The sequence below is a fragment of the Flavobacterium sp. N3904 genome (genome assembly GCF_025947305.1).
Taxonomy (GTDB): domain Bacteria; phylum Bacteroidota; class Bacteroidia; order Flavobacteriales; family Flavobacteriaceae; genus Flavobacterium.
Map to the genome: position 1 here is coordinate 4,137,177 of NZ_CP110009.1, position 16,540 is coordinate 4,153,716.

The 16,540-nt window shown below is 33.5% G+C and carries 6 protein-coding genes; 1 reads left to right on the top strand and 5 read right to left on the bottom strand.

The genetic code is table 11. The features are described from left to right. Window positions 1–131: 131 nt before the first annotated feature. From OLM57_RS17690 to OLM57_RS17700, 3 genes are all read right to left on the bottom strand, one after another. Window positions 132–2,933, bottom strand: coding sequence for a triple tyrosine motif-containing protein (locus OLM57_RS17690; RefSeq protein WP_264565011.1), 2,802 nt, complete (start codon window positions 2,931–2,933; stop codon window positions 132–134). A 254-nt stretch (window positions 2,934–3,187) separates the two neighbouring features. Further along, window positions 3,188–3,874 carry a DUF4962 domain-containing protein gene (locus tag OLM57_RS17695; RefSeq protein WP_264565012.1) on the bottom strand — a complete coding sequence of 229 codons (687 nt, stop codon included), beginning with the start codon at window positions 3,872–3,874 and terminating at the stop codon, window positions 3,188–3,190. Window positions 3,875–3,876: 2 nt separating this feature from the next. Next, window positions 3,877–10,680 (bottom strand): putative Ig domain-containing protein, encoded by a 6,804-nt coding sequence (locus OLM57_RS17700; protein WP_264565013.1) that lies wholly within the window; start codon window positions 10,678–10,680, stop codon window positions 3,877–3,879. Between the two features lie 599 nt (window positions 10,681–11,279). Between OLM57_RS17700 and uvrA the strand changes: the two genes are divergently transcribed. Next, window positions 11,280–14,075 carry an excinuclease ABC subunit UvrA gene (uvrA, locus tag OLM57_RS17705; RefSeq protein ID WP_264565014.1) on the top strand — a complete coding sequence of 932 codons (2,796 nt, stop codon included), beginning with the start codon at window positions 11,280–11,282 and terminating at the stop codon, window positions 14,073–14,075. Window positions 14,076–14,164: 89 nt separating this feature from the next. Here uvrA and OLM57_RS17710 read toward each other — a convergent pair whose 3' ends face one another. Together OLM57_RS17710 and OLM57_RS17715 are read right to left on the bottom strand one after the other, a co-directional pair. Then, window positions 14,165–14,464, bottom strand: a complete 300-nt coding sequence (locus OLM57_RS17710; RefSeq protein WP_264565015.1) for a hypothetical protein — start codon at window positions 14,462–14,464, stop codon at window positions 14,165–14,167. 272 nt (window positions 14,465–14,736) lie between these two features. Then, entirely contained in the window at window positions 14,737–16,425 is a 1,689-nt protein-coding gene (locus OLM57_RS17715) for a mechanosensitive ion channel family protein (RefSeq protein ID WP_264565016.1), read from the bottom strand. Between the last annotated feature and the right edge of the window lie 115 nt (window positions 16,426–16,540).

Below are 16,540 nucleotides of genomic sequence, written 5' to 3' on the forward strand. Positions count from 1 at the left end.
ATATCACATTAAATACCAACAAATAAAGAGAAATTGAAAATAAAATCTTTTTTGGCCAAGCATAAAAAAACCACAACTATCACGTTAATGTTGTGGTAATGTATAGGTGATTTATAAAAATAGCAACCGACCTATACCTCCATGATATACTCAACAAGTCCTTGCTCATGTGATAAATCCATTTTTTTACGCAAACGATATCTTTTTATCTCTACGCTTCGAACCGATATATTAAATAAAGGAGCAACTTCCTTAGATGAAAGGTTCAGTCTGAGGTAAGCACAAAGTCTCAAATCGTTTGGCGTTAAGGTTGGATGTGCCTGTTTTATCCTTTTCAGAAAGTCTTTGTCTGCATTGTCAAAAGCTTCTTTAAAGACACTCCAGGAATCTTCTTCGGTAATGTTTTTATTAATGGTACTTATTACGGATTTGATATTCGAATTGCCATTTTCATTCGTTTTTTTCAAGTCCTCTTTTATAAAAGCCAGTAATTCATTCTTACTATTTAAACTCATTGTTGAAACAGCCAACTCTCGGTTCTTTGAATCAACATCAAGAGAGAGTTGTTCGTTTCTAAGCTTCATTAATTGCTGTTCATTCTCCAATTCCTGAATTTCCAATAATAAATTATTTTCTTCAATTAGTTTTTCTCTTTGTTTTCGATAGTAATTTAAGTACGCTTTGTTTATGAAATGAACTATTATAAGAAACATGATTAAGTAAATGAAAACAGCAAAATTTGTATTGTACCAGGGTTTTAAAACAGTAAAAGAATAAATAGCGTTATTTTGCAATGTCTCGTTAGCAAATTTAGCTCTCACTTTAAAAACATAACTTCCAGGTGGTAAATTTTTAAAATTTACAGTTGATTTTGCGGACCAATCACTCCAAGTATCCTGAAATCCTTCTAATAAATACTGATATTCAGCATTAATATATTTATTGTATTCAGGTACAGTATAACCAAAAGTGATGTTATTATCGTCATATTTAAAACTCCCCTCAGTATTTATGTCGCTATTTACCAAATTCTCATTTAGTTTATTAGAAGTTACACTGGTTATTGATACCGAATAGTTTTTAAAACTCATATCGTTTATATTCATCGTATAAAAACCATCTGTAGCTCCAATAAGGTATTCTGAGTTTGATATTTGGGTAATATTTTCAAAACCCAACATAGAGTTTGTCAAAGAAGCTGGTATTGGAATTACATTTTTTTTAAGCTGATTGCTCATTTTGCTCAGGGAGAAATAATGAATGTAATTTTTGGAAAATAGCCAAAATTTATTCGAATTGTCCACGATCAATTTACCCGATGTATATTCGTCTTTCTCAAAAACAGAACTCAACAAATCATCTTTTTCAAATTGTTTTGTTTTGGGATTCAATTTAAAAATTCCTTCTTTGTAAGCATAATAAATGTCACTATTATACTTTATCAAACTGGAATTTTTGCCTTTGGTTGGCGAAGAATATGTAATAAACGGACTCGCTTTGAGCAATCCTTTATCCAATTGAAATCTAAAAACCCCTTTGTATTCATGACTTACATAAACTTCCAATGAATTTGTAATTTCGAAATATCGGGAAGAATAATCAAACCCTTTTATCTTATTTCTAAAAACCCATTGATTGTTCACCCTCTCCAAAACAGATATTCCATAATAATTGCCCTGAAGCAACAAATTTTCATGATAAGGGACTGTTTCAAACTTCCATGTGCCAGACTGTGAAAAAATATTTTTGGCAATCCCATTTTCAATAGTAAAAGTCCCAGAATCGTGTCCGCAAAATAAAGTTCCTTTGTATTCAAACAAAGACCAAACTTGACCTTTGGTTCCATTTATAAATTTAAAATCTTCTTTACTGTTGTAATTTTTATAAAATAATCCCTGATTGGTTCCTACATACAATTTACCATTAAATAATTTCGAAGTATAAACGGTCCCCAATACTCCAGTATCATCTGTAAAACTTTGAATAGGCGATTGCAAATTGATACAATTAATACCATTGTCAAGCCCTACCCAAAGATTATTATCTACATCTTCAAACAATGACAATGCGGTATTGTTACTTAAACCTTTATTTTGGGAAATATGGAATTTGATCTTCCCTTCTTTGGTCAAGACAAAAACACCATTCGATACAGTCCCTATGGCATAACTCCCATCTGAAAGTATTAAACTGCTGTACACACTACTGGTTTCTATTTGAGAATCGGCTTCGGTAGCAAATTTTGTAACAATTGTTCCAACTAGTTTATAAAATCCATTCAATTGGGTTTGAATGAGAAGTCCTTCATTTATGGAAAAAACATTGATAATTCTGTTGTTTTTTAAAGCAGGGCTGTCTGAAACCAAATGTGCTTTTCCACTTTGCAATTCAAATAATCCTTCATTTACCGTTTGAAAATAAATAGAAGAATTTGTTTCGTACGATTTTGTAATTGTACTTTTAGGAGTGATAATCTTGAAAGTACCCAGTTTTGTATCATAAATATATATTCTGTCCAACGATTGAAAAATAACCCATTGATCATAATTTAAAACATTCCAAAATTGTTCATCATCCAGAATTTTATTTTTTATGGCTTTACTTAGTGAAGTGTACTTTAGCCTTCCATTGGGTTGTCTGGTCCAAAAACCAAATTCCATATAACAGCCTGTATAAATGCGGTTATTAATAACTTTTACAGATCGAATAATGGTTTCGTTTGGCGAAGGATATAATTGCCAATTTGAGCCGTTAAACTCAAGAAGACCCTCATTATTTGCGAAGAAAACGAATTGATTTTGTGATTGTGAAATCATCCAATTTTGATTACCGGCTCCATAAAAATTGGGCGAATATTTAATAATTGGAGGAAGCTCTTGAGAAAAAGCTATTGAGAATATAAAAAATAACAGAAAAGTAGTTTTTGTTTTCAAAGGTGATATGGTATTAAAAAATTAGAGAATATCAGATGGGGAAAAAGTCCATCAATATCAGGTTGTAAAATAATAATTTTGCACTAACTAAATTATTATTAAAAATACAAATCGTAAAACAAAAATAGCGTAAAAAACCAAGTTTTGCATCTAATCCTTAAGTATTTCTTAAAGTAAGATTATTGCAATAAAACAAAAAAAGCGTCTCGGATTTCCGAGACGCTTTTTACAATTCTAAAAATAATTATAAAAAATTAATTTGTTCTAAAGCTCCAAATTTGGCCAATTGACTCTCCACCCTTATCATCTTTTACAACAACTTTCCAAAAGTATTGTTTTGAAGCCATTACATTTACATCAAGAGTAGGAGTTACTTGATTTACACCAACTTTTTCCGTTGGTGGATTTGTAGTTCCAAAATACACATCATAAACAAGCTTATCCTTCGTATCAACATCATTTGCTGTCCATTTGAGTGTTGCCGTGTTGGTACTCATAACAGAATTTAATTCAGGAGAAACAAGTTCTGGAGAAAAGGGTAAATAATTAATTACACCATCTCCCGCTGTATAAAAACTAAAAGTAGCGGAATAGGTACTGGATAAATCTTCATTATCCGTTGATTTTACTCTCCAATAGTAAGCAGTTGCTTTTTCTAAAGTAAAGTTTTGATAGGTTGCAGAACTCTCCGCTGTCATTACAATATGTGCAAAATCCTTATCTTTCGCAACTTGTATTTGATAGATTATAGGATCATTATTAGAATCTACGGCAGCATCCCATTGAAAACTTACTGCATTATTGGCACACAATTTATTGTTTACCGGAGAAAGCAATGTTGGCGTTGTAGGCGCTACATTTGCAGACTCTGAAGGTGCATCTTCATTTCCGCAGGAGATTAGGAAAACACTAATGATAGATAAATATATAAATTTTTTCATCTTTATTTTTTTATGATTTTTAAATAGGACGGAGTTTCTAAATACACTTTTGCGATATAAATTCCATCTGTCTGACCTTCAAGACTTAACTTTACTGTTCCATTTTCCAAAGGATATGAGTTGCTTGAAATAAACACCGAATTCAAAGAGTATAAATCGATAACAACTTCTTTTCTATTTGTTGGAATTGCAATTTCGAAACTACCTGAAGTTGGGTTTGGAAAGGCAGCAGAAGAATCCAAAATACCTTCAATTTTTTTAGTATATGTTCCTTCGCATATTTTAGCTGTTTTTACTTCTAACAGACTTTCCTTGTTTACATCCAAAGTAAAAGTTGAAAAAGGAGTTTCAAATTGTTCTTCCCCATCTAAGTAAACTTTGTAAGGAGCAGTTCCTTCAGTCATAACAACAGTCAGTTTATTAAAAGATGACTTATTAATTTTCCCTGTTATTGTTGACCCTTTTGGAACCTCAGCCGTAAAGCTTTGCACGTAAGAATCTCCTTTAACCGAAATAGAAATAGTATACACTCCAGGAGCTAAATTAAACACTCTTAAACTGTTTGTAGTAAACTCATAACTTTTGTCATTTATAATTGCCACATAAGTATGAGATTCTAAAGCTTTAATGTTTATTTCTCCATTTTTCTCACCCAAACACGTTTCACCAGTTGTTTCAATGGTAAAGTTATTTGATTTTAAATCACGAGCAACTGCAATACTTATAGTAGTACTGGCACTTCCTGAACTATTAGCACCTGTTACAGTAAACGTCGTTGCTGAACTCAATGCTGTTGGAGTACCACTAATACCCGCTGTTGAAGTATCAAAATTTAATCCTGCTGGTAAAGCCGGACTAATGCTATACCCGCTCGCTGGTACTAATCCGCCACTATTAATAATTGCCAATGGATAAATTGCTTTTCCTACTAGATAGGTTTGACTAGTAACACCATAACTCAATACAGGTTCCAAAGCTACTTCTACCATCTTTACATCATCAAAGTAATAGATTTTTTCAGTTCCAGTAGAACCAAATCCGAAGAAAACAGTCGCTTTATCATAGTTATAGGCAAGATTAATAGCAGAAGTTCCAGAAACAGGTTTAGCAAAATCAAACTCAACTGTTTCCCATCCTTTTGCTGTTGTAACAGTACTTTCTGTTTCTATAGTATGGTTTTTATCAGCATGATCTTCTACTTTTAATCGAACGATTGTTCCTGCATCTGGAGACCAAATACGAACACTCATTTTGGTTACAGTTGAAGAAAAAGGAATTTTATTTTTAAATCCTAAACCAGAAGCTGCAGAAATGGTGGTTCCAGCCCAAGTCTCTGAAACAGCAGGTTTCACCACTTTAGCCACTTTGTTTGTAGCCAAAGTTGGATCTGTTACAATGGTAGAGCCTTCTGCACCACCAAATCCTAATAATGAATAATCTACATTAGCGTCATCAAAAGTAACTGGTAAATCCATTTGTGCTAACACAGCAGATGCATCTTTCCAGAAGTAAAAATTATCTAAGAATACATTTGATCCTTGTTTTTCAGAAGTTAACTTCATTTGAAACACTTTAGCCAAATCAACACCTGGTACAGTGGTAGAATTTAAATCAAAATCAAAACTATTCCATCCTGCTTGAGTAGGTGTGAATTTAAGCGCAGCTTCTACACTTCCGCCTGGCGTTTGCTGTACTAATGCAAGACTAACCGATTTTGCATCATTAAACCATAAATCAATATGGATTTTATTCATATCCGACACATTGAAAACTTCTCCGTCAGGAAGTGTAATTCCTTGATAAGTAAAGTCTTTTAATAATCGTGCATTATCACCTGAAACAATAACTACATCAGAAACAACAGTAGATTGTCCCCAACATTGACACCAGTTCCCTGCTTTGTAAACAGCATAGACATCACTAAAAATAGATTTAACATCTGCAGCATTACGTACAGGTGGTGTTGTAGCTGAAACAGTAGGATTTTCTACTGGAGGAGCAACGTAGTCAGGCTCAAATAGTTTTTTGGCCGAAAATTTAATATCGTCAAAATACAAAACTACATCTGAGCTTCTAACTGGATCTGTATCTGATCTGAAATCTGGAAAAACAACAAATTTGTTAATCATTGTTGCATCACCACTTTTAATAAATGGAGAAATATCAAAAGTCATTAACTCCCATTCATTAATTTTTGTGTTATTCTTTTTGATTTCAAAAGTGGTACCGTTGAACTTGGTAGCCATTTTAATTCCAACTGGACTAATAACTGACTTGTAAACCATCATGGTAACAGTAGTAGATGTTGCATCTAGTTCCCATGTACCTATAGATCCACTAGCAGTTTCACATCCAGCCCAACGTTGTCCTGTTGGAACAGCTGTAAATTTACCCACCTTGTCTGAAGTATTAATTCCAGTTTTTGAAGGATTGTTTGCAAATTCAAATCCAGTTTGACCCGGATTTTCAAATGAATTCCAACTACCAATCACACTACCTGTTTCAAAAGAAACTAAATAATTAGTAGATGGCGCAACAGGAATCGACGCTTGTTTAACATCATCAAAATAATAAGTAGAATTGGCACTTCCGTCTCCTACAGTTCCAAAATCAAACATGAAAACCATAAAATCGGCAGCATTATTAGTAGCTACTTTTGTAAAATCAAAAGTTAATTCTTCCCAAGTATTTGCTGCAGTAACCCCTGTAGATTCTTGTTCAAAATTTCCAGCAGTACCTTCAAATTTTAATAAAAGTTTTTTACCCGCAACTGGAGACCACACTTTTACTTTAAACAATTTGTCAGTTGTAAAATCAACAGGAGTAGCCATTTTAATTTTGCTACCTGCCCACGTTGCTCCAGCACCTTTTACCATTTTGGCCACATTGGCACTTGTATTTACTCCGTTACTTTGAGGATTAGCAATTTTTGTTGTTACACCACCATCAAAATCAACAAAAGCATAAGTAGCTGCTTCAAAATCCAACGGAAGTATTGCTCCAGTAACCGGAACCGAACCTGCTGATTGAGTGATCTCGTCAAAAAGATAGGTTGAATTAGCACTGCCATCTCCTGCGGTTCCTAAATCAAATATGAAAACCATATCTGAAGCTGCATTATTTGTACTCACATTTGTAAAATCAAACGTAAGTTCTTCCCAAGTATTGGCAGTAGTTACTCCAACAGACTCTTTTTCAAAATTACCATTTGCACCTTCAAATTTTAATAATAGTTTTTTACCAGCAACTGGCGACCAAACTTTTACTTTGAATATTTTTTTAGTAGAAAAATCAACTGCTGAAGCCATTTTTAATTTACTTCCGGCCCATGGTTGACCTGCTCCTTTTACCATTTGGGCAACAGTCGCTGTAGTGTTTATTCCCGTTTTATTTGGATTAGCAACTGTAGTAACTGCACCTCCGTCAAAATCTACAAAAGCAAACGTTCCAGTCTCAAAATCTAATGGAAGCGCTGGTCCTGTAACCACTGGAGGAGTACTTCCTGGTTGTGTAATTTCGTCAAAATAATAAGTAGAATTAGCACTTCCGTCTCCTACAGTTCCTAAATCAAATATGAAAACCATATTATCATTAAGGTTGTTTACTCCCGCAACGCCTGTATAATCAAAAGTTAATTCTTCCCAAGTATTGGCAACTGTTGTAGCAACTTCTTTTTCGAATGCTGCTCCAGCTCCTTCAAATTTTAATAATAGTTTTTTACCGGCAACTGGTGACCAAACTTTTACTTTGAATATTTTTTTAGTCGAAAAATCAACTGGTGAAGCCATTTTAAGTTTACTTCCAGCCCATTGTGCCCCTGCTCCTTTTACCATTTTGGCAACTGTAGCAGTAGTATTAATACCCGTTTTATCTGGATTAGCAATTGTAGTAACCGCACCTCCGTCAAAATCTACAAAAGCAAACGTTCCAGTTTCAAAATCTAATGGAAGCGTTGGTCCTGTTACCACTGGAGGAGTACTTCCAGGTTGCGTAATTTCGTCAAAATAATAAGTAGAATTAGCACTTCCGTCTCCAACAGTTCCTAAATCAAATATAAAAACCATATAATCATTTAGGTTGTTTACTCCTGCAACTCCTGTATAATCAAAAGTTAATTCTTCCCAAGTATTGGCAACTGTTGTAGCAACTTCTTTTTCGAATGCTGCTCCAGCTCCTTCAAATTTTAATAATAGTTTTTTACCGGCAACTGGTGACCAAACTTTTACTTTGAATATTTTTTTAGTCGAAAAATCAACTGGTGAAGCCATTTTAAGTTTACTTCCAGCCCATTGTGCCCCTGCTCCTTTTACCATTTTGGCAACTGTAGCAGTAGTATTAATACCCGTTTTATCTGGATTAGCAATTGTAGTAACCGCACCTCCGTCAAAATCTACAAAAGCAAACGTTCCAGTTTCAAAATCTAATGGAAGCGTTGGTCCTGTTACCACTGGAGGAGTACTTCCAGGTTGCGTAATTTCGTCAAAATAATAAGTAGAATTAGCACTTCCGTCTCCAACAGTTCCTAAATCAAATATAAAAACCATATAATCATTTAGGTTGTTTACTCCTGCAACTCCTGTATAATCAAAAGTTAATTCTTCCCAAGCATTGGCAACTGTTGTAGCCACTTCTTTTTCGAATGCTGCCCCAGCTCCTTCAAACTTTAATAATAGTTTTTTACCAGCAACTGGTGACCAAACTTTTACTTTAAGTATTTTATTAGTAGAAAAATTTATTGGAGAAGCCATTTTTAATTTACTTCCAGCCCATTGAGCTCCAGCTCCTTTTACCATTTTGGCAACAGTAGCTGTAGTGTTTATTCCACTTTTGTCAGGATTAGCAATTGTAGTAACTGCACCTCCGTCAAAATCTACAAAAGCAAACGTTCCTGTTTCAAAATCTAATGGAAGCGTCGGTCCTGTGACCACTGGTGGTGTGCCACTACAAGTGGTTCCTACTTCATATTTAATGTATTTAGTAACCGATTGACCTCCTGCATAAGCAAATTTACATGCATAACTAATCAAAGAACCCGCTTTTTGATTGGTCAATTTTGCCTTGAATATTTTACTTCCAACTGGATCATTAACTATTGCAGTCTCTTCAAAAGGACTTTCTTTCCATAAACCAGCAACAAGCCCATCTCTTTGATCTAATAATTCAAAAGTAATGTTTACGTCTGTACCTACAGTTTCAAAATTTGCTTTATAACCTGTTGTAAAAGAACCCTGACTTGCCTCAGTCAAAACCGCATCACAAACTTGAACAGGTGATGGAACCGAAGTTTTCGAGAAAGTAATATTATCAAAGTAAGATACATTTTCAGTAGCTCTTGCTTGATAATCCAATGAGATATTCATTGTCACTATATCGGTTGATTCCAGTTTTCCTATTTGATTGTAAAACTCAAATGTTAACTCTTCCCATTCATTAATTTTAGTGTTTTTTACTTTAATCTCACCAAGGGATCCTCCGCCAGCTACTGCAAATTTTAATGCAACATCACTGATAACGGTTTTGTAAACCATAATTTTCACCAAAGAGTTTTTAGTGTCTAACGTAAATTTACCTATATCATTTGTTTTACATCCTGCCCATGTAGCACCTGCAACAGTAGCTGTAAATTTACCAACAGTTGCTGATGTATTAATACCAGTTGCAAAAGGATTAGCCACTTTTTCGTACCCTTCAGTTCCTGTGCCATTATCAAAATTTGTAAATGCCCAAGATGCACCATGCTCTCCTGTTTCAAAAGTAACAGGGGCATTCATTGCCATCGAAGCATCCACTTCTTTTACAAAATAAATATTATCCAGGTAAACAGTTGTTCCAGCGGTTACTGATTCAAATTTTAATTCTTTTATACTTGTTAAATCTAAATTTGTGTAATCCGCTAAAGTAATATCAAATGAATTCCAACCTGATAAGGTAGGATTCACAGTAATACTTTTTTCTGTCCCAGTTGTAGGAACCAAAAAAACTTTCAAAGCAGTACAATCTGGAGACCATACATCCAAATGTAGTTTTGTCTTATTAGAAGCATCTACTGGAGTTTGCAGTACTACTCCCTGATAATTGAAGTTAGCGTATTTTTTGGTAGCATTTCCAGAAACAAGAACCTCTTCGTATACGGTAGATTGTCCCCAATTTGGATTCCAATTGGTTCCTGCTAAATCAGTATAAGTACCACCACTAAAAAGCGAAATCACGTTAGGTGCAGCAGCTGTTGGTGTAGGCGCAGCAGCTGTTGGAGCTGTTGGTAAAGGTATCCCCGTGAATTTTACATTATCAAAATAACATACATTTTCCGTTGTTCTTGCTTGGAAATCCAAAAAGAATATGATTTTTTCAATATCTATTGATTCTGCTTTTCCAATGTTTGCGGAACAGTCAAAAGTCAATTCTTCCCATTCATTAATTTTAGTATTTTTTACTTTAATTTCTGGTTGAGCGCCTCCATTTGCAATTGAAAATTTCAATCCAACATCACTAATTACTGATTTGTAAACCATAATTTTGACAATACTATTGGAAGCATTTAATGTAAACTTCCCAATACCTGTAGACTCACAGCCTGCCCAAGGTGCCCCGGCAACAAGAGCTGTAAATTTTCCAACTGTTGCCGAAGTATTCAGTCCTGTAACAAAAGGATTTGCTACTTTTTCATATCCGATACCAATTGAATTTTCAAAAGATGCAAAAGTCCAATCGGCTCCTTGCTGTCCCGTTTCAAAGGTAATAGGCGCATTTTGTGAAAATCCCAATGCAAATAGCATTAAAAAAATCAACAAAGTAATTTTTTTCATAAAGTTAATTTTTAAAGTTTCTCAAATTTAGGAATGAAACAAAAGAACACTTAAAAAAACTACTATGTAAAAACTATACCAAATAATAAAAAAACAAAAAGCTAAAAAAGTCTCATGTAATTATGCATCTAAACCAATTATAAAACCACTAATTGAATCAATACTAAAATGAATTTTCTATCCAATAAGCATAAATGTTGTGGTAATGTATAGGTAATTACGAAAACGATGTATTAAAAATAATTTAAAATTATAACAAGATAAAAATAGTATTATCATATTTAAGCACTTTATTTTAAATTATAACTATTATTTACTGCTATTAAAGTTACCTTTTAAAATGAAAAAATAATAGTTCAAGTAAAAAACACAATAAATTTGTCTTATCCATCTATTTTATTCGTATACAAAATGGTGCATTAGACTTAATAATTAAATAACTTCTTAAGCAACATTCCACCAAAGATGAATATAAACCCACAATAATATTTTAAAGCACGAACCCTATTATAAAAAAGGCTAATAAACCAAGTTTTGAATATCATTCTTCAACCATTCGCAAATTAAAATTGAGTACTTTTGTGCAAATACATTTTTTTATGCCAGCTGACATTTCCAAACTCGATCCGAAGAAAAACATCATTATAAAAGGAGCACAAGTACATAATTTAAAAAATGTAGATGTGGCTATTCCCAGAAACAAACTTGTGGTAATTACAGGACTTTCAGGATCTGGAAAATCCAGTTTGGCTTTCGATACTTTGTACGCCGAGGGACAACGCCGTTATGTAGAAAGTTTGTCTTCGTATGCCAGACAATTTTTGGGACGATTGGACAAACCAAAAGTAGAATACATCAAAGGAATTGCACCTGCAATTGCCATAGAACAAAAAGTAAACACGACAAATGCCCGTTCTACAGTTGGAACCTCAACCGAAATTTACGATTATATAAAGCTATTGTTTGCCCGTATAGGCAGGACCTATTCCCCAATTTCTGGAAAAGAAGTCAAAAAAAATACCGTAACAGATGTAGTCTCCGAAGTTAAAAATTTCGAACTTGACAGTAAATGGCTACTCCTTGCACCTATTCACCTTGAAGAAGGTCGTCAACTCGAAGACAAACTAAAAGTATTATTGCAACAGGGATTTGCCAGAGTTTTGGTCAATAATGAAATGGTTCGTTTGGACGATTTCACCACTGCAGAGCAACACACTCTAGATCACAAAGACATTTTACTTGTCATTGATAGAATTATAGTCAAAGAGGAAGAAGAATTCTACAATCGACTTTCAGATGCGGTGCAAACTGCTTTTTTTGAGGGAAAAGGCATTTGCTATTTGCAAGAATTAAATTCCGACAAAAAACTTTCTTTTTCGAATAATTTTGAATTGGATGGAATTACTTTTTTAGAACCCAACGTTCATTTATTTAGCTTTAATAATCCATACGGTGCTTGTCCAGTTTGCGAAGGTTACGGAAATATTATAGGAATCGATGCCGAATTGGTCGTTCCCAATACTTCCCTTTCCGTTTTTGAAAACGCTATATTTCCTTGGCGTGGCGAAAGCATGGGTTGGTTTCGAGATGAATTGGTTAACAACGCCTATAAATTTGATTTTCCCATTCACAAACCTTATTTTCAACTAACCGAAGATCAAAAAGATTTAATTTGGATAGGTAACAAATACTTCCAGGGCCTAAATGCTTTTTTCAAAGAGCTCGAAGAGAAAAATTATAAAATTCAAAATCGGGTTATGCTTTCCCGTTATAGAGGCAAAACCAAATGCCATGCCTGTAAAGGAAAACGCTTGAGAATTGAAGCTTCGTATGTGAAAATTAATGGCAAAACCGTATCCGATTTGGTGGATTTACCTATTCAGCATTTGGTTACTTTCTTCAAAAATATTGATTTGGATGTTTATGAAAAACAAATTGCCAAGCGTTTATTGATAGAAATTAACAATCGCCTTTCTTTTTTAACCGAAGTAGGTTTGAATTATTTGACTTTAAATAGAAATTCATCTACGCTTTCTGGTGGAGAATCACAGCGTATCAATTTGGCCACTTCACTTGGAAGTAGTCTTGTAGGTTCAATGTATATTCTCGATGAGCCAAGTATTGGCTTGCACCCAAAAGATACCGAACGTTTAATCAAAGTTCTATTATCACTCAGAGACTTGGGCAATACCGTGATTGTAGTAGAACATGATGAAGATATTATGAAAGCCGCCGATATGATTATAGATATTGGACCAGAAGCAGGAACTCTGGGCGGTAATCTCGTCGCACAAGGCACTTATGAGGAAATACTGCAGTCAACATCATTAACAGCTAAATATCTGAACGGAGATCTTGAAATAAGTGTCCCCAAAAAACGACGCACTTTCAAAAATTTTATAGAAATAAAAGGCGCCAGAGAAAACAATTTACAAAATATAGACGTTACATTTCCACTGGATGTTTTAACGGTTATCACTGGAGTTTCAGGAAGTGGAAAAAGTACACTTGTCAAGAAAATTCTTTTTCCTGCCATGCAAAAAAAACTAGATAATGTAGGAGAAAAAGCAGGGCAGTTTAGCGAAATAACTGGTTCTTTTTCACAAATCAAAAATATTGAGTACGTAGATCAAAATCCGATTGGGAGAAGCTCTCGTTCGAATCCTGTAACCTATATAAAAGCCTACGATGATATTCGAGAATTGTATGCCAAAGAAAAATTATCTAAAATAAGAGGCTATCAAGCCAAACATTTTTCTTTTAATGTCGATGGTGGTCGATGTGAAACCTGCAAAGGAGAAGGCTCAATAAATGTCGAAATGGTATTCATGGCCGATGTGCAATTGCCCTGTGAAACCTGCAACGGAAAACGTTTCAAAAAAGAAGTTCTTGAGGTTGCATTTGACAACAAAAATATTCATGATATTCTAACGATGACTATTGATGATTCCATCGCCTTTTTCGAAAAAAATAAACAAACAAAAATCACCCAAAAGCTACAGCCATTGCAAGATGTTGGTTTAGGTTATGTACAGTTGGGACAATCATCATCAACTCTTTCTGGAGGAGAAGCGCAACGTATAAAACTTGCTTCGTTTTTAGTTAAAGGATCAACAAAAGAAAAAGCACTTTTTGTTTTTGACGAACCTACAACAGGATTGCATTTTCATGACATCAAAAAACTATTAAAATCCTTTGATGCTTTGATAGAGAAAGGTCATTCTATATTGGTAATCGAGCACAATCTTGATTTAATAAAATGTGCCGATTGGGTAATCGATTTAGGTCCAGAAGGTGGCGAAAATGGAGGGTTACTATTGGCAGTAGGAACTCCTGAAGAAATAGTAAAAAACAAAAATTCGATTACTGCAAAGTATTTGAAAGATAAACTGTAAAAATTATTTAAAAAAAAAAACAAAGAAGCCATGACTCAATTCAGAAAGAGTCATGGCTTTTATATAATCTTTTTTATTTTAAAAATCTCTTAACCCATATAGCAATTTTCTTCAAAAATATAACCATCCTCATCAATTGCAACTAATATTTTTTTTGATTTAGCCGAAACTTGAGATAAATACAGCCAAGGCAACGACCACATTCCGAGTGTTGCACAACAAATTAAAAAATTAAAAGCATGATTGACTTTCTTCCCTTCTTTTACTAAAACAGTAAATGGCATTTTATCATTTCTTTCTACAATTACAAACCCATTTTGAACTTTATTCGCTATAGTATTCGTAAACTGATTCAATTTTTCTTGATTAATAAATTGACTTTTCATCATTTGAATATTTAATTAATTAAGGTTACATCACATCGTTGAGAATGTTACAAACTTAAACACTTTTAACGAAAGGTACAATACCCACTTTTAGTGATGTTTAAAAAAAACAAATGCAAACTACTGTAAATCAATCTTTTGAATAATTAGCTGAATTTAAAAAGCAAGAATACTCGTTACAAAACCAAAATCAAAAATATTAACAGATTTTATCATACAAAATAAATTAAGCATTTGAAAGTATTGTACTATAAAAACGTAATTAAATAAAAAAATTATTTTTTTACATTTATATTAAAGGGAGGAACAGCGTAATCCTGCTTCAGATAATCATCGGGTGTGGTAGTTTTATTTCCGTCACGTAATGCATTAAAGTGCGGAGACATGATTTCAAGTCCTGCTTCATTAAAACAATCTTGTATATTTTGATGCAAATTAGAATAAATAGCAGGTTGTTGTGTAGGTTTTTTTGTATAAACATTAATTTCATACGAAACATAAAAATCATCCAAACTTGTTTGCAACACAAATGGAGGAGGAATTTTCTCTACAAGATCTGTTCTTAACGCTGCATTAATAAGTGCTTTATGAATATCAACCCAAGGCAATTCATATCCGATCGTTACGGTGGTGTGAATTAATAATCCGTTGGAATTCTCGTTTGTGTTTGCCGAATAATTAATAGAAGAACTAGACAAAACAGTAGCATTTGGAATAGTAATATCCTCAAATTTCTGTGTTCTAACCCTAGTCACTAATGCTGTTTTTTCAAGAACAGTTCCGCTGATTTCACCAATTTTTATAAAATCGCCCACTTTAAAAGGACGCATATATGTTATTACCAGACCCGCAATCATATTGGCAATGGCATTTGATGATCCCAATGAAAACAAAACACCAACAAACACGGATACACCCTGAAAAATAGGAGAATTAGATCCTGGTAAATAGGGGAAAATGATAACTACCATAAAAGCATACATTAACACTTTTACAATATTAAAAGTTGGTTTGGCCCAATCACTGTAAAATCCATCAATTTGAATTTGCCCTTCCTGAATTTCATCAACAAAAAACTTTATTAATTTTATAGCATATCGAAAAAGAAATACTATTACCACTATAGAAAACAAATTGGGCAAGAAATGAACAAACCCCATTAAAGCCAATTTAGCCGGTGAAAAAATCCAATTCAAAAGCGTTGCAGCATATTCTTTAGTCGAAGGAAAAACACTAAACAGTACTGGCAAAGAAAAATATAAGGTAAAAACCAAGACGAAAATCCGAATGATAGCTAAAAATCGCAACGCAAATTCCATTTGTTTTTCAGGTGAGAAAACATAAGACTCTTTAACCTTAAATCCATGAAAATAGCGCTCCCGTTTTTTTACAAGAAAGGCCTTAATCCATCTGAACAATTTGTTTATTAAGAGCACAATTAATGCAATCAACGACATAAGCAAAAGTGACTTACCAATGCGTTTTAACCAATTCATTTCAGAATTGCTTTCCTGTTGAAAAACTACTGTTTTATTAATAATGCCAAGATTCTCTTTAGCCAAAGCCAAATTATTTTTACCGATAATTTTGGCATCTGCATCTGTAATAGACATAATAACAAAATCCTTATTGTAAACAATGTCAATGCTAATATCCGATTTACTCAGACTCAACGAATCTGGTTTAAAAAAAGGATCATCATAAAGCACCTTTATTCGACTCGATATGGCAACGGCACGATTTTGAGCACTAAAAGAACCTATTTTATTGTATATAAAAAAAAGAGTATCTCCAAATGGGTTCACGGGATAACCTTTCAAGTTGGTGTCTATTTTGGGCTGTTGAAGAATTGCTTCCTTTTGAGAAGAATTACCATTTTTTTTCGCATCATTTGATTGAGAAAGTAGAATTCCAGAACAAAAAAGGAATAAAACAAGTAGTCCTAAATTTTTAAACTTTATCATCTCCAAATATTATTTACAATAAATTGATTAGGCTATTTCATTAAATGCAAAGAAACTATACCTACAAATATAAAAAAAATAAGCGATAAATTTTACAATTAAGCCTAAGCAAAAT

Coding starts and splice junctions, on each gene's coding strand:
- OLM57_RS17695 (WP_264565012.1), bottom strand. CDS start 3,874: ATGAAAAAATTTATATATTTATCTATCATTAGTGTTTTCCTAATCTCC.
- OLM57_RS17700 (WP_264565013.1), bottom strand. CDS start 10,680: ATGAAAAAAATTACTTTGTTGATTTTTTTAATGCTATTTGCATTGGGA.
- uvrA (WP_264565014.1), top strand. CDS start 11,280: ATGCCAGCTGACATTTCCAAACTCGATCCGAAGAAAAACATCATTATA.
- OLM57_RS17710 (WP_264565015.1), bottom strand. CDS start 14,464: ATGATGAAAAGTCAATTTATTAATCAAGAAAAATTGAATCAGTTTACG.
- OLM57_RS17715 (WP_264565016.1), bottom strand. CDS start 16,425: ATGATAAAGTTTAAAAATTTAGGACTACTTGTTTTATTCCTTTTTTGT.